This is a genomic window from Proteus hauseri, assembly GCF_040139125.1.
GTDB classification, from domain to species: Bacteria; Pseudomonadota; Gammaproteobacteria; order Enterobacterales; family Enterobacteriaceae; genus Proteus; species Proteus hauseri_B.
Genome location: NZ_JBEEUB010000005.1, coordinates 264,449 through 285,995, shown reverse-complemented (window position 1 = coordinate 285,995; position 21,547 = coordinate 264,449). Strand labels below are relative to the sequence as shown.

The 21,547-nt window shown below is 37.6% G+C and carries 6 protein-coding genes; all 6 read right to left on the bottom strand.

The features are described 5' to 3' along the window. Positions 1-12,453, bottom strand: a 12,453-nt coding sequence (locus tag ABN099_RS10945) for a hemagglutinin repeat-containing protein (RefSeq protein WP_349463805.1), incomplete at its 3' end; no start/stop codon positions are given. An 81-nt stretch (positions 12,454-12,534) separates the two neighbouring features. Next, positions 12,535-14,247 (bottom strand): ShlB/FhaC/HecB family hemolysin secretion/activation protein, encoded by a 1,713-nt coding sequence (locus ABN099_RS10940; RefSeq protein WP_349463804.1) that lies wholly within the window; start codon positions 14,245-14,247, stop codon positions 12,535-12,537. A 491-nt stretch (positions 14,248-14,738) separates the two neighbouring features. Then, positions 14,739-16,118 (bottom strand): APC family permease, encoded by a 1,380-nt coding sequence (locus tag ABN099_RS10935; protein ID WP_349463803.1) that lies wholly within the window; start codon positions 16,116-16,118, stop codon positions 14,739-14,741. Positions 16,119-17,093: 975 nt separating this feature from the next. Next, positions 17,094-19,118 carry a ligand-gated channel protein gene (locus tag ABN099_RS10925; protein WP_349463801.1) on the bottom strand — a complete coding sequence of 675 codons (2,025 nt, stop codon included), beginning with the start codon at positions 19,116-19,118 and terminating at the stop codon, positions 17,094-17,096. A gap of 156 nt (positions 19,119-19,274) precedes the next feature. After that, entirely contained in the window at positions 19,275-20,063 is a 789-nt protein-coding gene (locus ABN099_RS10920) for an ABC transporter ATP-binding protein (protein ID WP_349463800.1), read from the bottom strand. Continuing rightward, positions 20,063-21,151, bottom strand: coding sequence for a FecCD family ABC transporter permease (locus tag ABN099_RS10915; RefSeq protein ID WP_349463798.1), 1,089 nt, complete (start codon positions 21,149-21,151; stop codon positions 20,063-20,065). Before ABN099_RS10915 ends, ABN099_RS10920 begins: the two co-directional genes overlap by 1 nt. Positions 21,152-21,547: the final 396 nt, after the last annotated feature.

Sequence of the window (21,547 nt, the reverse complement as noted above, 5' to 3'; positions counted from 1 at the left end):
ATATTTCTGCTGCGCTTTCTCTCGTTCTATTGGATCTGTACTATTTCTAAGTGTCTTTTTTGCTATATCGAGCTCTGTCTTTTCAGACACGCTCAACCAATTATTCTCAACCACCACCTTCCCGGCTTGGGCGGCATTGGCAACGCCGGCACTATTATCGCTAATTAACCCGCCGGCAATGCCTGAAGCTAACGTTGCCCATGCACTTATATTCTGCTTTTCAGTTTCAGTAAGTTCTTCCGGGGTTTTGCCATAAAGTGAGTGCGATAAAATACCCATGGTTTCGCCGGTCATCGCACCAGCGGCTTGTGCTGCCGCATTTTCGCCTTTTGCTAATGCAAGACCGGCATTCACTAAACCGTGGGCAAGGGTGCGCTGAATATCACTTTCAACGCTATTGCTTTGAATTTGGTTTTTCACTTCATTGGCAAGATAAGGCGCTGAGCCATTAGCAATCGCGGTGACAATATTGCCACCCATAATGCCTTGCGTAAATGCGGTAACTGCTTGAATAGCTCGGGTATATTTACCGCCCGTGCCAAAGTCAGACTGGTTGGTATAATCTTGTAAACGTTGTTGGAAGAGGTAATTTTGAACATCACGTTCGGTGACGTTATCGTTAGTTTCTGAAAGGGCTTGGTAGATATCATCATAAGCAGTGTCTGAAAGGCGATTTAGTGTTGACTCTTCTTTGGCAATATTGGTGCCACGAATGGTATCAACCGTGGTTGCCAAATCGATAATCTGTGCACCAATTTCACCCACTAACTGCTGTTTCTGTTGGCGGTTTTGCTCTTTCTCTTTATCGAAAATTTTATTTAACGTGCTGTGGGCGTTATCGGTATCTTGGCTTAATTGCGCGATATCTTGCTGCTGATTATCGCTATCACGCACTGTCCATGTGCCTTGTGAAACCGCAGATTGGGTGGTGTTTTCATCGCTGTCACTATGGTTGCCTGCCATGGCTAACGCATGCCCCATATTCGCCAGCATATTGCCTTCAACGCCACCTGAAGTACTTACACCACCAGATTGATGCTCAACTTTATATTCTGCGTAGTTATGGATATCACTAAAGCCTAATGTGCCTGTATCGAGCTGATTATTTTTAGCCTCTGCGGTACTGCTAATTACTGCGCCATCAAGCTGGGTATGTTTACCCACGCTAATATCAAACCCTTGATTGCCTGCAAATAAGCCCGTTTGTTCTTCCACTGAACGGTATTTACTGTCCATTTTATCGCGACTAAACGAAATATTTGCCGAACCACCCGGTGTGCCCATTACATTGACACTACCACCGACACTTTCACTCGATTGCTTCGATTTGTAGTCATCAATCGCTTGCTGGCTTTCAAGATGTAAATCCCCCCCCACCTTAGCAATAACTTTATCGCCTTGCGCTTGAGCGCCTTTCAGCGTTGTATCTTGACCACTTTGTAATGTGAGCGTTTGCCCTGCATTTAATGTGCTATTGGTGTAATAGGTGTGGTCGCCCTCTTCAAAGCCTTTCGCTCGGCTACCATTGGCATTAATATTTACCCCGACTCCACCCGAGCCCACTGTAACGCCTACACCAACAGAGGCGCTTTTGCTGCTATTTTTGCTGTCTATCGTCTCTTGGTTTTGTGCCGATTGTAATGTGATATCTCGCGTAGCACTTAGGGTAAGATCACCACCTGCCTGTAGCTCACTGCCGGTAATGGTGATATCGCCTTGCTCTTTTCCTGTTGCCGTAATAGAGAGGTTTTCACCTGCGCTTAAGCTACTGCCTTGGGCGATGTCTTGTTGCTGTATACGTTCAGATTCAGAGGCACTTTTACCATAAGCAACATTAACGCCAATTAATGTTGTGCTCTCATTATCAGTGCCAGATTGCGCATTATCTAATGCAACCGCACCAGCTGCCTGAGCACCCGAAAGCCCCGCTTTAATGCCTTGAAGTGTGCTAATTTGGCTATCATCAGCTTCTTTAGATGCCTTATAACCTGAAATAGCGCCATTGATTGCACTTCCTGCAGTACCACTTAGTGCGACGGTAAAACCGCTCTGCTTAGTTTTGGTTTTGCTTAGCTCGGTGTAACTGTTTTCGGTAGCCAGAATATCAACAGAATCCCCTGTAAGAGATATCTCTTTTTTGGCTATCATTTCACTACCATCAATGGTGAGATTGTCCCCTGAGCTAATGCGAATATTGCCATCCGTACTGCCAATCACACTGCCTTTTTGAGTCACCGCATTACTATTATTAAGCTGCTCAAATGCAGATTTACCCACAGTAAAGCCGATACCACCAGTCCCACCAATGCCTGATTTTTTAATTTTTTCTTCATAAGATTGGAAAGCAAGCTCTTCTGCAGTGGTAAGCGATAGTTGATTACCCGCATCAAGATTTATATCTTGTGTAGCAATAATCTCACTGCCCTGTGCAATTAAATCATTGCCGGCAGAAATAGAAATTTCATTTCCTTTTAGCTGTGTTCCCGTTGCTTGTTTATTATGAATTTCAGCATGCGTTGTTCGCGTTTCAGAAGAGCCAAACGATTTATCTTTAGTTACACTGTGTGCGATTTGGTCAATAGAGGAATAACCACTCTGTAATGAGATATCATTACCTGCACTTAATCCTAGCGAGCCTGTTGCTTGAATATCGGTTGCAGTAAGTCGAATATCTTCGCCCGAGGTTATTGATATATCACCCGCATAAAGATGAGATCCAATCTCCTCTTCGGTGGTTTTATGCAGATAGTTATTACTATCCCAATCAATATTCTCTTGGCGACGCGTATTTATAGTACCTAATTCAATATTTTTACCTGCGGTTAACGCCAATTGGCTGTTATCACCACTTGCTAGAATATCTGTTGCTGTTAACGCTAAATTGCGCGTTGCTTTTAATGCAATCTCACCATCGGGTGATTCTAAATAAATGGCGGCACCACGGTTTAGCCATTGGTCGGTACTATTACCCGATACTGTTGCTGTACTAATAATGTCATTACCTGCTTGCAGATTAATGCGGCTTTGTCCTGCAATTTGTCCGCCTTCATTTTTAATATCTTGCAACGCAAGTAAATCTACCGTTTGCCCTTTAATTAGCCCTTGGTTAATTAAATTATTGGTTGAAGCTTGTAAGCTTGTTTTACTTAAAATAGTGCCTTCATTTTTTAACTCAGGAATATTATTTAAAATAACTTCACTACCTGAAAGTAATGCACCACCATTTTGTAAATCACCCGGTAGAACACGCGCATAAACTTGGGGCACTAATACTTTTTCAACGGAGCCATTAGGTAATGTTATCTCTCTACTGGTTAATAACACCATATCCGTCGTGATCATTGCCATCTGTTCAGCGGTTAATGTCACACCCGGTTTAATGCCAAACTCTTCACTAAAGCGAATACCCGCATCCATTAAAGCGTGATATTGCTGTTCGTTGTCATTATGTCCATCAAGATATTGATTACCGGTTAGCTGAATAATTTGATCACGGACTATGCGTTGTTCATAAAAACCATCGCCAATACGTTTATGCGTATTATTGTGATCAACAGATAATGCATTCTGCATATAATCTGAGCTTAACCACTCTCTTTTATTGGTAAAGCGGGAGTCAGTTTCAACAATATATTGGCTATCAGTTCCTTTATTGACATTAAATAAACGGTTTTCAGGAAGCTTTAATATAGGCGCTACGGTCTGAATTTTAACGTCTATGGTTTTCTCTTCAGTTGGCTTTTCTAACTGAGGAACGGTAATCACTTTACCAATAAGAAGCTCAGGGTGTTTCTCTGAACGTTTTACTTCTGGTAATACGCTATCAGGCTGCGTAATTGCGGTTTGTTCAGCGTTAAATGTTGAAACCGTATCACCACTTTTTAATACGATTTCTGTCGATTGATTACCATTAATCGCATCATCGAGTTTTGTGGTGGTTATTTTATCAAAGAGATCAAGATCACCTTGGTCTGTTAATAAACTCTCTTTATATTTTGTTAACGATAGATCATCACCCAAATCATAATCTGTTTTTTCAGGCGTAATAGCGGTTAGCTCAGCGGTATCAACATCTACTTGATTATGATGAGCCATTAACCGACCAAATCTTCGTGTCGTAAATACTTTTATTTCACTCTGTTCACTTAGTTCAGGGCGTTTATCTGAAGTGAGATCGGTATTTTCTTTATATTCAAGTAGTCCTAATGGTAAGGATTTAACCACTTCAAAGGGCCCATAATCACTACTTGAAGTCGAACTGCTTTTTTTCTTACCACCAGCTCTACGTTTACCCGGTCTTTTATGCTTTATTGCTGTACCTTCATGGTATTCAATACGCTGACCTGCGGTTTCCTGATTATTAATATGCATACCATCAATAATCAGTTTGCCACCTGCAATAATATGGCTATCAATATTGTTTAAATTATCACCTTTTAACGTGATATCTTTGCCCGCCAATATTAATGCTGGATCACGATGTAATAATTTTGACTCTTCTGTAATTATCTTATATTTAAACTCATAGAAGTCTTTATATTGACGACCATTAAGATTTAATACATGTTCACGCGTATTAATGTTGTACCAAATGCGCTTATCATCAGAATCAAATTTATCGCCACTATGGTCGACACCAAATTGATACATAGGAACTTCAGATACTTTTTCGGGATCACTGATTTTTAAATAGAGATCACGGTTATTAATTTCTGAAATATGAGCAAATAAATTTCCACTTGCCTCAATAGATGCACTTTCATTATTTAATACATCAGCAGCAACACTTTCTGGCAGGCTTTCTGTTTCAAAACCCGCAATAACCATATCGCCACCACTGTAAATAAGGGCGTGATTACGGTTATTTATTGTATTACTCAATAGCTGTAGGTTTTCACGAGAGGCTAATACTGGGGCAATATCTTCAAGCTGGGCATAATTATCAAATTGCTGGCTTTTTAGCTGGATATTATCACCATAAATTCGCCCACCCGCTTGGTTATAAATAGCTTCAGCAGCTAATGTGAGCGTGCCACCAAAAGCATCAATTAATCCTGTATTTTGCAGTTTTTCTGAAATAGTTAATGTCAGCTGTTTGGCACTAATTTCGCCGTTACGTTTTTCATTATCATCAATACTTCTTTTGCTGCGCGTTGTAACTAAATCATCATTTTCTACTGGGGCTACTGACTCACTGTTATTTAAGTTCGTCGCTTGAAGTGAAAGCTGATTACCCGCATAAATAAATCCAGCGTTATGAATTTCATCCTCTGAAGAGAGTGTTAAAGAATTCTGCGCTTTAAGTGTGGCATCTTGTTCTAACTTAAAGGCTGCTTTTAACTGAATTTCACTGTCACCCGCCGAAATAATTTCGCCATCACCACTTAGCTTTTCAGCCCATAAACGAAGCTGTTGTGTCGCGGCTAATAACCCCTTTTTATTATCAATCGCTAATTTATTTTCGCTTTTACCTTCAATGGCTAACATTGCAGCAGATATCAAGCCATGTTGATTATTAAGGTTTTCAGCCGGAATTAATTTAAGTTGTTCACTGGCTTGAATAACGCCTTGATGATTAAGCAAATCATTCACTGCAATATGAATGTTATTTGCTTTTAAGCCTAGATTTTCATCGTCCGTTTGCTGATTATCAAGCTGTTGAGCCGTTACAGTGAGTTGTTCTTGAGATTGGATCTGTCCTATCTGGTTATTTAATCCCTGACTGAGCGTAATTTCAGTATTGTTACCCGCAAGAATAACGCCTTGTTGGTTATCAATACTCTTACCGTTAATCAGTAAGTTATTTGCTGATAAGAGTGTTCCTTGCTGATTATCTAACTCACTTTGGTTTAACTGAATATCCAGTTTGTCAGTTGCCTGAATATGCCCTTTTTGGTTATTAAGCCCTGCAACGTTAAGTTGGGTTTCAGTCGTACCAATAACTTTGCCATTTAAATTGATCAGATCATTTTGTCTGGTATTTAACTTAAGCCGGCTATCTGATTGCAATAATCCATCAGTATTAACCAATTCTTGAGAATGGATATTTAACTCTTTTTTGGCGTATACCGTACCTTGATTATTCTGCAACTCACCGCTGTTAATGGTGACTGTATTAAGTGCGGTTATTTTCCCTTGCTGGTTATCAATATCGCCACTGTTTAATGAAATCGCACCAGAAGATACAAGCGTCCCTTCACGATTAATAAGTGGTGTATTGGAGTGGCTAATTGTTAATAAATCGCCGGAAGAGATTTTTCCTTGATAGTTATTTAACTGTTCTGTTTGTAGGTCTGCTTTTTGACCCACCGTTATTAGCCCTTGCTGATTATTTAATTTTTCAGGGCTAATGAGTTTCAGCATACCAGCAACAGAAATTAATCCATTCTGGTTGTCTAGCTGCTTAACCGTTGCGTTCAGATTATGTTGAGTAATTATGCCCGCTGTCGCGTTGTTATCCGTATTCGTTAACTTACCATCTGCATTAATGGTGAGCGCTTTAACGGCGTAAATTAGCCCCTTCGCATTATTTATATTATTGGCATTAATGGTTAATTGATGGCTATTACTGGCGATGCTGCCTTGTCTATTATCAAGATCGGTTGAATTAATAGTTGCTTGCTTATTAGTGGTTATTTTGCCCACATGATTAACCAGTTGCCCACTATAAATAGTAAGATTAGCTAATGCGCTTATTAGCCCATTTTGGTTATTAATATTCTGTTTCTGCGTGTTAATAACGACATTTTGACTCGCACTAATCACACCTTTTTTATTATCAATTTCAGCTGATTTTAAATTTAACCCGCCCTGCTTGCTGCCTAGTTGTGCTTGGTTATTAATCAGTTTTGCGCTAGAAATATTTAAGTCGTCATCAGAAATAACTCGCCCTTGAGTATTATTAAGCTCACCACTTTTTAGGTCTAATTTTCCTTGGCTAATAATGCCACCCGATAGCGTTTGGCTATTGTTTAATTCATAGCCTTGTGTATCTAAAGTTAAATTATTGGCTGAATAGAGTGTGCCTTGCTGGTTATCTAACGTTTGAGTCGTTAACTTAAAGCCGTTTGCCTGACTAATAACTTCGCCACTACGGTTGTTCATTCCTAAGTTATTAAGCAATAAGGATTTAGCAGAAAAGATATAGCCAGATTGATTATTTAAATTACCTGTCACAAGGTTTAATACCCCATGACTAATAATCCCTGCTTGAGACAACGTGTTGCTATTATCTAATTGATTATTTTTCGTTGTGATATCTAATTGCGTTTTTGCCGTAATAAGACCATTTTGGTTATTAATAGCACCACTTTCGATTAATACCCGTTCTTCTATGCTACCAATCTTACCTTTCTTATTATTAATATCTTCAACAAACAGTGACTGTTTAGCCGTTGACGTGATTTTACCTTCAAGGTTATCAATATTACCGGCGTTAATTTCTAATTCGCCTTTACTTATAATACCACCACTTGTTGCCGTATCACTATTATCAATGCGCTGTTTGTCAGTGTTAATATTTAATGCTGTATTCGCCGTGATCAGCCCTGCATGGTTTAATAGTTCATGGCTGGCGATAATTAACTTGCCTGTTTGGCTGGCTAATACACCTTGCGTATTATCTAGTCGCTGTCTGTTGGTATTAATATTTAATTCTGTTTTGGCTGTAATTAATCCTGATTGATTAAGTAACTGAGCGCTTTCTATTACCAGTTTTCCAGTTTGGCTTGCTAATGTGCCTTGGTTATTATTAATGTTACCTAATGTCAGCTTATTTTCTTGTTTTGCTATAATGCGACCTTGCTGATTATCTAATGACTTGGCTGTTATTTCGATATCACTATGGCTGATCACACCAAGGTCATTTAGTGTATTGTTATTACTAAATTGATCAGATAATTCTATTTGCAGTTTTTCTGATGAATAGATCAACCCCTCACCATTATCAAGTTCACTGCCTTCTAATACTAAGTCTTGCTTAAGACTTGCTAGTTTACCTTGTTGGTTATTTAACTGATTGAAGGTAATTTTGCTACCATTCTCAGCCGTTAAATTCCCTTTATTGTTGTTAATATCACCTGCATTAAGCGTTAAATTAGCTTTGGTTAAAATGCCACCATTATTTTTGCTGTTGCTATTATCAATAATATTTCCGTAGGTATTAATGACCATCTCTTTTAGGGCGTAAATTAACCCAGAAATATTTTTGATTGAGGCTGAGTCAATAGAAATGGTGCCATTATCAGCGGAAATAACACCGTCGTTATTGACGAGTTGTTGCTGATGCGTGTTGATTATTGCATTGTATTTTGCAATTAACTGACCATCTTGATTGTTGATTTCGCCACTATCAATGGTGATATTTTTTTGGCTAACAATTCCGCCACTTTTCAAGGTTTGCGAGTTATCGATAGCATATTTATTTGAATCTAAATTAAGAGAACCTTGGGCAGAAATAACCCCACTACGGTTATCAATTTGATGTGTATTTAAAATAAGTGATGACTTCTCACTTCCTAAACGACCTTGATAGTTAATTAAATCGCCATAAGATAAAATATTCGCACTATTGCGCGCAATTATTTTACCGAGTGTATTATCTAATTTACCTTGCGTTTCAATGGATAGTGCATCGTGGCTAGTGATTTTTCCTTTAGCATTATTTAACTCACTTCCCATTATAAGCGTCATTAATTTATTAGAGACAAGTGATCCTTGCGTATTATTTAACGCTTGTTTTGTCTTAATTTCTAACGTCTCAAGAGCACTTATTTCTCCTTGGGTATTGTTTAATTTACCATTAGTTAAAATATTAACTGAAGCATTACTAATCAACTTGCCTTTGGTATTATCTAATTCACCCGTTGTAATATTGAGTGTGTTTTTACTAAAAATCTGACTATTGGTTTTAGTACTTTGGTTACTTAAACGCTCACCTTGGGTATTTATGGTGATGTTATTGGCACTTATTGAACCATTATCATTAATCAGTTGTTTACTGGTAATTGATAAATCGCTATTTAGGCTGCCTAATATGCCTTGTTGATTAATTAAGTTACCACTTTTAATGGCTAACTGATCAGCGGAAACAATACGACCTTGCGTGCTATCAATATCACCACTATTGATAGTTAATGTCCCTTTTGTTTCGATACCTTTATTACCCTCAATTGTTTGACGATTAATCAGGTTATCACGCAAAGTTAATTGTAATTGTTGAGGAGAAAACAGATGCCCTTGGCTATTATTTAGCGATATTCCTTTTAATGTTAAATTCGCTAACTCGCTAAGGATTTGACCTGATTGGTTAGTCACGATGTTAGTTTGCAAATCAACTTGCTGCTTAGCTAAAATTTGCCCTTGCTGATTATCAAGGTCGCCACTGTGAATATTTAATCCACCTTGGCTAACTATTCCGCCACTTTTTTGCGTTTCACTGTTCGTTATTTTTTGCTGGTGGCTATCAATAATGAGATCTTTACCAGTAATAATCAGCCCCGCGTGATTATTTATCGTACCTGTTTTTAACGTTGCATTATCCGATAAGGTTAATCGACCAAGTTGGTTGATAAAACTGGCTTTGGCTGTATTTAATTGCAATTGACTCGCGCTAATATCACCTTGGCTATTATCTAATAATCCCGTATTCAGTAGTAAGTTTTGTGTTGCCTGAATACCTTGATCCTTTTGTGTATCACGGTTAATTAACGGCTGGTTATTTGAATTAATAGTGATATTAAATGCTTGTATTAACCCTGATGTATTATTCCAACCTTGAGTATTAGCGGTAAAATCGCCTTGCGTAACTAGTTTACCCTGTTGGCTATTAACTGTTTTACTTTGGAGATCAATACTGTTTTTAGCATTGATAACCCCTTGGCTATTGTTAATATCACCAACGTCTAGATGCAACGCCCCTCGGCTAATAATACCGCCAGATTGATGCGTATTTTGGTTATTTAATTCGCCGCCTTGAGTTGCCAACCACAAGGATTTTTCTGATTGAATAATACCTTGGCTGTTATCAACGTTATTTGCCGTTAATCGTAGTCTATCTTGCGAAACTATTGCACCTTGTTGGTTATCTGCATGTCCCGTTAAAGTGATATTTAACCCATTAGCGCCAATTTCGCCTTTGGTGTTATTTAATGTACTCGCTTTTATTTCGCTATTACTTTTACTAACAATTTTCCCAGCATTATTATCAAGCTTATTGTTCAGGGTAAGAGCAATTGCTTTATCAGCATGAATATTGCCTTGCTGGTTAGTTAATATATTGGCATTAAGTTTAAGAGTGTCCGCTGATATCAACGTACCTTTATTATTAGTAATAGCGTCTTTTGCGGTTATATCTAGGCGACTTTGATTTAAGGTTCTCACTTCACCTTGTGTATTATCTATCTCTTGAGCATTGAGTGTTAATGCGCCCTGTGTCTGAATATTACCGCGTTGGTTACTGAGTGTTTTTTCTACGTTAATCGACGTTAATTCAGTACCCGTTTGCTTTAAATTAGCGTCATTATGGTTAAGATTAACCGCATTAATCTCTATTTCTTTCGCTTGGGTTGTGGCTTTTTCTAAATCTAAATATTGCCCTTGCAGAGAAAGCTGCCCCGTTGTTAATAGGGAACCTTCTTTACCTAATAGCGTTTCAGTTTTTAGCGTGATAGCACCTTGTTGAGGCAGTGATATTGTGCCTTGCTGATTATTTAGTGCCGTTGTTTTAATTATTAATTGGCGACCAAGACTTTGAATATCACCACGTTGATTATTAAGATTTTGATGATTTAAAGAGAGATTTCCGGCGGTATTAATCTCTCCTTTTTGGTTATTGAGTACAACAGAATTGAGTTTTAAATCATGACTACCTGATTGGCTTAATTTACCCTCACTATTATCAATCAGATTAGGGGCAATGAGTTGGAGCTTATCGCCACTGATCTCGCCTTTACGATTAATAATCTCTGTTTTGGCATTAAGCATTGCTGTATTGGCATTCACTTGGGCGAGCTCTGTTTTAATTTGCCCTACTGATGCCGTAATGTGTAGATCTTTACTTTGTGTTTTGCTGTTTGAAATATCAACATTTTTAGCCGTTAGATTAATTTTATCGCCACTTAAATGCTGACCAGCAGAAACAATATCATCCGCTATATTCAGTGTTAGCGAGGCAGGATTAACGGCATTACCGCTATTATCGATACCAGCACCTAGTTGGCTCTTTTGTGTTGCCAAATAACCTTTAGCATCAATTTGAATATTCTCTTGAGCGACTATTTTGCCTGATGCGGTTTGAGAAACGTTTTCTGTTGCTTTTAGCTGAATATTATTTTTAGCTTGCAGTGTGCCACTATTAACAAGATCACCCGTGGTATTTAGCGCTAGGTTTTTATCGCCTGCAATCACACCTTGGTTATTTACACTTGCCGTATTAATTTGTAATTGTGTTTTAGACTGAATTAGCCCGGTATTTATTAACTGACCGTTTTCATTTAGTGTTAAACCACCTGCTTCAGCACCAATTTCGCCTGCATTGCGTACACCAACACCATGTTCTGTGCCAACCAATTTAATTTTGTTGGCATACATACCCCCCACCAGTGCGACATCAATGGCATAATCATTTTGTTTAGTTGCCGAATTATCTTGGCTAATTACATTACCATTATTATCTAATTTATTTTTACCCGTCGTAATTTCTAATTTATTGGCTTGAATACGTGAATTAACTTCTACGGCGCGCGCTAAAATACGCGTGTAATCGCTTTGGCTATCATTTAGACCACTACCAGAAATAACTATTTTTCCGTTATTAACTTCATAACCAGAAATTGCCCCCTCTTGCGTTAAAGCTTTACCTGCAACTAAAGTGGTATTTACGGCATTAATAAAGCCACATCCTTGGCAACTAATACCGGCTGGGTTAGCGATAATAATTTCTGCTCGTTTGCCAGCAACTTCAATAAAACCATTAAGTTGACTAGGATTTTGGCTATTAATTTCATTTAAAATAACATTCGCTTCGCCTTTAACCAGCCACGGATTTCCCGTTACCATTCCAGCTAATTGTGTTTGTGTATCTTGTAGGCTGTTATTGAGGATCGCACCTTTATTATCAACATCAAATTGCGTAAATTGGTTTCGTGAAACACCATGTTGATTAGGTTGCTGAATATTAACCTGTACTATGCCATTGCTGGTTTGTAATACCGTTGCTTGTTGGTTATTAGGCGCATGTTGATCTGCAATAATTTGACTGGCTTGCACAGAAAAACTGACCATGCCTTGCATCAGTAATAAAATAAATGCCACGCTATTTAGCGAACTTTTAATGGGTGATGAAAAAAGAGTATTACGCTTATTATTTTCACCACAAGATTTAGTTAATTCAGAAACAACAACCATTGATTGTCGAGTACGATTATAAATAACGCGATAACATAATTTATTCATGTGTAAGATCCTTGCCTAAAAGACAATATAAATTTTATTTAATTATTATTTTTTATTTAATATTTTAGTTAATGCTATATTTTAGTAATTAAAGTTAATGCTAAATCCTAAATTAACGTGTTCCGTTTTAAAACCATCAGGTTTTGATAATGGCGTACCAATAAAAGTGTCATATTTTATTTTTGATGAGAATAGTGAGCCTTTTATTCCAATAACGCCACCAGCAAGATGTTTACCTAATAAACGAGGATTGTCCGTATTATCAGTTAATTTACCGTAATCAATACCTAAATAAGCAAAATGCGCTGTAGAAGGATATTGCCAACTTAACGTATTTTGCACATACCAACCTTCATTGGCACTTAATGTTCGTTCACCATCAAAACCACGAATTGTCCAGCGGTTACCAATAGCCAGTTTATCTATTGCGGTTAATGAATCATGGGTCATTTGTCGGCGATAGTGCCCTTGATAACGAAATGCTTGTTGTCCTATTAATATAGGAATTTCTAAATCCGCTCGCCATGTCAAAATATCCGCTTTATCTGTTGCATAATAATTATCAAGGTAGGCTTCTTCATAAGCAGGAACAGAACCGAACCAACGCGTTCCTCGTTGATAATTCACGCTACCTTCAAAAGTAGCAAAAGAGAAATATTGGCGATGCGATAAATTAATTAACCAGGAGCTTACTCTTCGACGCTGTATTTCAATTTCAGTATTATCAACATAGTTACGTAATACTTTAGCTTGAACACCATAGCGCAATGCGGTTTTACTGCTTTGATTACGAAAAAGTGTATAAGATAATCCCATATTCACATTTTCACTTTCACCCGAATAGAGAATATCTTTTAAATGCCCTGCAACGGTTTGTGAGTAATCATAACGCGACGCATTGATATCAAATAACCAGTAACCAAAAGGTACAGAATAGTGCACCATTACGTTCTGATTATTTTTATTACCAGCAAAATCTAAATCACGTTCAGTAGAAACATAAAATAGATCACTAAGAGAGAGTGGATTATCGAGTGATAACATCACACCACCTTGATAGCGTCCTGTGGCTGGTGATCCTGCATCATTTATCCATAAAGAAGTATGCCAAAAACGCGACTGTTTCCGTTTAATAATAATTTCACTTTCACCGGCATTTTGCCCTGGTTTTATCTCCATTTCGGCAGAAACCACCGGTAATCTTTGCAGATTTTCTAGCCCTTGTTCAATATCTCGTAAATCTAGTAACTGTTTTTTATGTGCTGGCATACTGGTGAAAAGTGTCGCGTATTTATCTGAATCATCACTGTATTTAACTGCACTAATCATTCCCGGAATAACGGTAAGATAAAGCGTACCACTGCTAATATCTTGCTCAGGTACAACAATACGTGTTGTTATCCAACCATGAGTTAATAATCTATTTTGCAGACGATTAACGACGCTATTTATTCCTTTTACACCTAAACATTGTCCAGTAAATTGATGCGTAAATAGAGATAAATTAACCCAGTGAGGAATAGCTTCTCTATTATTTATTTGAATATCATTAATAAGGAAACAAGGCGTATCTTCGGTGCTCTCTTCAGAGAGAGAATATGGGCTAATATCAAAATGAATATTAGGAACTTCAGGCGTCAGCTGTTGATAAAGCGCCTCTTGCTGGCTTTTATTATGTTGCTGCTGCTGATTAAATCTTTCCGTTGCATCTGTAGATATATCAGCATGTGCTGTAGATATATTGAGTATGATAAAACATACCCAAAAATTAAATGTGAGTAAAAGACCTTTCATATTGTATGTGTAATTATTCTATATAAGTGTTTTTTAATTGTATTTATTGAGAGTACGCTAATTCTTCAATATTATTAATATTAAAAAATATAAAGTAAATACCTAAAAATGAATAACCAACAAAACACCACACCCTTACTAATATTAGGGTAAAAGAACTCAACCTATCTCAAACACTTAGATTTATATAAATTTAACTTAATGAATAAGGTTATTCACTCATTTAACTTGTTAAAATAACAACAAATAGCCTAATTTAGGCTTCTTATAATAAATAAAAACAATAAACAGTCTCTTATTGGTGAATATTTACAATAAAAATCATTAATTTTAATTAACAAAGATAGTGTTCTAACAAAAAAAGATAATAAAATGGAAGTTACAAAAAAGAAAAATGGCGAGAGGGAAAATAAGGGAAAATATAATAGACAAAAAAATGGCTTCATTACTGAAGCCATTTATCTCTGATTTGCGCGTTTTTTAATTCGCTATTACTTCTCTGGCATTTGTGGCATTGGTCGACGGAAACGTCGAGTGATCCATACCATATAGAGTAAACCTATCGCACCCCAAATGAGTCCTAATTCCATAGAACCAGGTTCAAGGTTTATCCATAAAACACCAACCGTCGCAGCACCAATAATAGGTAATATTAAAAAGTTAATATTATCCATAATGCCTTTATTACGACGCTCGCGAATATAAAACTGTGAAATAACAGATAAATTCACAAACGTAAAGGCAACCAGTGCACCAAAGTTAATTAATGCTGTTGCGGTAACTAAATCAAAGAATACCGCGCCTAACGCTAAGAAGCCGACTAGTAATACGTTAAATGCTGGTGTACGCCATTTTGGATGAACATAACCAAAGGTTTTTTCAGGGAAAACACCATCACGTCCCATAACATAAAGTAGACGTGCAACCCCTGCATGTGCTGCCATACCAGAAGCCAGTACAGTAACGCATGAGAACACTAAAATAATGGACTGGAACAGTGCACCAGCAACATATAACATTATTTCTGGTTGTGACTCATCTGGTTTTTCAAAACGCGAAATATCAGGAAAATAGAGCTGTAAGAAATAAGACACAATGATAAAGATTAATCCACCAATCAGCGCGGTTAAGAAAATCGCTTTAGGAATAACATTACCTGCGTTCGGTGTCTCTTCTGACAAGGTACTAATGCCGTCAAAACCTAAGAATGAGAAACAGAGTATTGTTGCCCCGGTTATCATAGGTATTAATTCAGCATCAACTGACGCAAACGGGCGAATAGTCCATAACTCCCCTGCACCTTCTCCGTTATATACGCCATGGATCAGTAACCCAACAAAAACCACCATCACTGCGACTTGTACAATAACGATAACGGTATTTAAGTTAGCAACAACGTTAATTCCGCGTAAGTTAAAGAACGTCATTAATGCGACTAAAACAAACACAAAGATCCACGGATCAACGCCTGGGAATATTGCCTGTAAATAGATTTTTGCCAGTAAGATATTAATCATTGGCATAAATAAATAGTCTAATAATGAAGACCAACCCACCATAAAGCCAACATAAGGGCTCATGGATTTTTGTGCATAAGTATATGCAGAACCCGCTGATGGAAAACGCTTAACTAATTTCCCGTAGCTTATCGCTGTAAATAAAATTGCAATTAATGCAATAGCATAAGAGGTCGCAACATGCCCATTAGTAATGCCGGAAACAATACCAAAGGTATCGAAAATAGTCATAGGCTGTAAGAAAGCAAGCCCCATCATGACTACCTGCATTAGGGTCAATGTTTTGCGTAACTGAACTCGGTTATTAACACCAGTTTGATTGGTGCCGATAGAGGAGATGACGTTATCTGACATGAGCGAAACCTCCCATAACTTCGGACTGAGTTTTAAATAAACTCATCCGACAGTTACTGGGAAGACTTCGCATCTGCCTATAAACAGAATAGAAAGAATTTTTTGAGGATGTGAATGTATTTTGGAGACGCCATGCTCCGTAGTCATCATTACCGCAGGTGCCGTTAGGCCCGACTGCGAAAGAGAATAATTGTACCATATTAGCATTCCTCTATCATGACAACCCTTTCTCTAAGGGGCTGGCTGCTAATCAAATTATGTTATCTATTCAGACTGAAAAGAGTCTGACCTCTAGGTGTAGTAATTAGTAAAAATGCAAAAAAAAACCGATGCAGTTTAAACGCATCAGTCATATTTTTAGTGGGCGCATTTTGCACGTCTCAGAGTGAAATAGCAATAGATTTTCATGAAAAAATCACCTTTTTTTATGATCTTTTTAAACATTAAACTTAATCAACATCTAATGTTACATTCTATTGACAAAGTTAGCCCTTTTATCACAAATATTAAGATAACCTGAATATCTAAATCACTGTCTGAACGCTAAAAACACAAACGCAACCCATTGATAAATAATAAATAAGTTATAAAAGTTAATAAAAAGCACAAAAAAACAATCTAAATGAGACAGTTAAAATACATTAATAAGATTAATGCTATTAAATTGTAAATTTAACCATTTTATTTCCACAATAATCATTATTTTTAAGAAATAGTCTGTTTTTTAATAACCTATTCTTAAGTTTGTAGAAATAACAGAATAAAAATTAGCTAAATAGTTAAATAAATAACGAGAAACCGCACTATTTGCTAATCAATAAAGATAAATACAGGTGCTTTATTACGCTAAATATAGTCTGCTCTTATTACGTTTTCCAGTATTAATCTTCATCCATTAAGAACAAAAAAAGGCGCCACAAAAGTGGAGCCTTAATGACACAAACTTGAGGGTATAGCTAGGTTAGAAATTGCACATTAGAAATTATAGTTTAGACCAACATTATAACGACGACCTTCTAATGTTGTCTTAAAGTTTTCTTGATCAATACGGCGATCTAACACGTTATAAACACCACCAATCACATTTAATTGTTTGGTTAAGCTATAACTGGTTCCGATATCAACAAAAGCATAAGACGGTGTACCTTTCGCCATACTGGTACGTGATAAATAATCCGAGGTTTTACCACGGAAATTAATACGTGCCCATGTTGCCATTTCTGGTGTGGTGTCCCAATTTAACGTTGCATTCGCCATATGACGAGGCTGTTTATTTAACGGTTTACCGCTAAAATTCCCGCTCTTTTGTTCAGAGTCAGTAAAGGTATAGTTAGCCGCTAAATTCCATTCTGGTGAAATAGTCCAGTTACCTGTCACTTCAACACCACGCATATTCGCTTTATCAACGTTCGTTCTATCACTCACAAAGTCATAGAAATTGCCATTGTTACCTAAACCATCTTGTGGTTGATCACAATCGCGCAAATCAGGGTTCATCTTAGAACCATCTTTATTTTTTTGACTATCACAACGACGAATTTCCGTTATTTTATCTTTAAAGTCTGTATTAAAGATGGTGACACTCGCAGTAAGATCTTCACGGTTATCCCAGATAATACCAATCTCTTCCGTGACCGATTTTTCTGGTTTTAAATCTGGATTACCATAAATAACAGCATCTAAGTTACCACCACCTGTTCCTTGTCCCCACGATGCTGTTGCTTGGCGTAAATCAGGTGAACGATAACCTGTGGATACACCACCTTTTAATGTCCACTCATCAGCCATATGCCAAACGCCGTAAACCCGAGGTGTCCAGTGCGTACCAAAGTTTTCATCTTTATCCATACGCAAACCACCCGTTAATGCAAAGTCGTTGGTCATTGCCCACTCATCTTCAGCAAATAGTGCCCAACTATAGCGGTCTAGTTTGTTACCACCTTTAATTTTATTGCCTTCATCTTTTAGCTCTTCATAACGATATTGCGCACCCACACTTAAAGTATGAGCACCAAGCATTAGCACGGTTTGGTTACGTACTGTTGTATCGTCATAATCCATTTTTCGAGAGGGGTTACGGTTTTCATCACGCTGAACATACGTATTCATGGTACCGAAATCATAAATACCATCATGAGTTAACGCATAATGAGTAAGTTCATAGTCAGTAAAACTACTTTCAGGGGCTTTTCCTCGGCTAGGAAGCCCTGATTTTGAATGCCACACACGCGAGTCACGATGTTGATTATCTTTTTTAAACTCAAAATCTATCGTATTTTGTTCATCAGGTGTCCAACTTAATGTACCGCCACCTGTCGCCGTGATTTGACGGTTATAACCGTTTACTATTTTGTCTTCACTACGATGCGAATATTGACCTTGAATTTTCAAACCTAGCACGTTATCGATTAATGGACCACCAGCGTAGAAACTGCCTTGGTTGGTATTACCAGAATCTTTACGTTCTGTAATCGTGCTGTCTGCACGAAGACTAAAGTTCCACTCTTTCTGCGCTTTACGAGTGATAATATTGATAACACCGCCCATTGCATCTGAACCATATAAAGAAGACATTGGTCCGCGTACAACTTCAATACGTTCGATAGCCGGTAATGGCGGTAACCATCCCTGCTCTATCCCTGCGTTATCACTATTAGGACGCGTTTCACGTGATGCAACACGCTTACCATCAACAAGGATCATGGTATATTTAGGATCCATACCACGAATACTTATATCTGAACTACTACCGCCACCAGTGACTAATACCCCTGGTACATCTTTTAATGCATCAGTAACATCTCGGTAAGATTTGGTTTCTAACTCTTCACGAGTCACAACAGAAACCGATGCAGGTGCATCCTCAACGGTCTGTTTAAAACCAGAAGCCGTTGTTACAAGAAGTCTTTCTGTATTTTCTGCTGATGCAGTCATAACAAAACTTGTTGCAATTGCAGCAATAACACCAAGCGCGATTTTATTTTTATTTAACACTACCATTCCCGATTCTCCAAGAATATATATTCTGTAAGTTATATAGATGGATAGATCGACAATTGCTCAAAATAAGGGTAATAAGAATTTAATTACCCTTGGTTATTTTAATATTATTTTTATATCCCTATTTATTGCATTCCTATATTTACTGCTTTATTTTTATTTCTCTATTTTATTCACTAATCCATCAATAATAATTTGAGGAATTCCTTGTGAACAATATTCCAATCGACCTTTAACACCGTAAACATCAGCAAGGCTTTCAGGTGTTATTACTTCATCAGGTTCGCCTTGAGCAATTAATTGCCCTTGTTTTAACATTAATATGTGCTCACCATGACGTAGTGCGATATTTATATCGTGGACCACAACCACTGTAATAATATTTCGGCGATGTGTTTCTTTCGCGACTAAATCCATTACGTGATATTGATAATTAAGATCTAAAGCGCTTAAAGGCTCATCCAATAATAAAAGTGATGGCTGTCTTATTAATGACTGAGCCAATCCTACTAATTGTTTTTGCCCACCAGATAATTGGTCTAAATAGTGTAACGCTAAATGTTCAATACCTAACTGACGTAATAAATTCATTACCTCAGCTTCGCTATGTTGATTATGTAAACCACCAGAAGCGCGTTGTGCAACAATAATGGACTCTAATACATGTAAATGTACACCAGCGGGTAAAGTTTGTGGTAAATAAACCACATTTTGTGCTCGCTCGGCAAAATTCATAGTACCAAGATTATTACCATCTAAACTGACTCTGCCTGATGATTTATTTAATCCTGCTAACGCTCTTAACAGCGTTGATTTACCACTACCATTAGGTCCGAGTAATACAGTCACTTTTCCTTTCGGTAATGGCGCAACATTAAGTGAATTAATAATGATATGTTTAGCGTAACCTGCGCTAAAGTTTTCTATTTGTAATCCTTCAATCATTATATATTTCCTCTATGACGCAAAATCATACTGAGGAAGAATGGCACACCCACTAATGAAGTCACGATACCAACAGGAATAATCACACCCGGTATTAGATTTTTAGACGCAATAGAAGCTAAAGATAGAACTAACGCCCCCACTAAAGCACTTGCTGGTAGATAAAAGCGGTGATCTTCACCGAACATCATACGAGCAATATGAGGTGCAACTAAGCCAATAAAAGCAATAGGTCCAACAAAAGCAACCGCAAGTGCCGTTAAAATACTAATGCGTAGCAACGAGCCTAGTCTTAAGCGTTTTACATCAATCCCAAAGCTAATTGCTCTATCTTCACCTAGACGTAGCGCTGTTAATTTCCATGAACTCATCCATGAAATCGCCATAATAATGGCAAATGCCCCTGCCATTACGCCTAGTTTTATCCATGTTGCACGCGCTAAGCTCCCCATTGTCCAGAACACTAACCCTTGAAGCGTGTCTTCTGTGGCAATAAATTGCATCATTGAAACCAATGCATTAAAGGTAAACACCATTGCGATACCAAATAACACCACGCCAGACGTTGGGACTTTTGTCCAACGAGTAATACCGTCCAGTAGCAATGCGGATAACAGCGCAAAAATAAACGCATTCGCTGAGATAAACCATTGGTCAGGAATACCCGGAATACCAATACCTAATACAATTGCTAATGCAGCACCAAATGAAGCGGCATTAGATAAACCTAAGGTAAATGGGCTGGCTAATGGGTTATTTAAAATGGTTTGCATTTCAGCACCCGCTAACCCAAGAGACATTCCAACAACAACCGCCATTAAGGCATAAGGCAGTCGGATATCCCATACGATGACTCTTGAACCCGCATCCACTAATTCAGGCTGAAAAAGTGTCGTTAGCAGTTTTTCTAAAGATAATCCTGAAGGTCCCATCGTAAAATCGAGCACGACAGATCCACAAATAATTAAAACAATAATGCCCAGCCATAACACACGCTTATTCATCATCTGGCGATAGTGCGCTTTGACATGATCAGAAGCGTTTTTTTCACGCTCCTCAGCGGTTAGCTGCTCTGAAAGAAGGCTCATATTACTTGTTGTACCTATTATTTTTTTTCTGTTTTTTAGCTTTTACTGGTTGGTTATAGAGGCAAAAAGCTATCGTACAACTCATTAATTGTTGGCTAACTGCAAAAATACAGTTATCTATGTAAGATGATGCATTCAACAAAAAACTGAGCCGCAAAAATATTATACGGTGAATTATATCTGCTGTATAAATTATTATATGACGAATAGTTATATAGAGATTGAATACGGTTGTAGCGGTAATTAAAAAGCACAGACTCGCTATACCAAGAAAAATAGCAAGAAAAATAGATTGACTATTTATCAGGTTATTTCTTATAGCGTTTGTTGTTACTTTATTTGTATTAAACATTTCGCCTACAACCAATAGCACCATCATCACATTATTATGTAAAT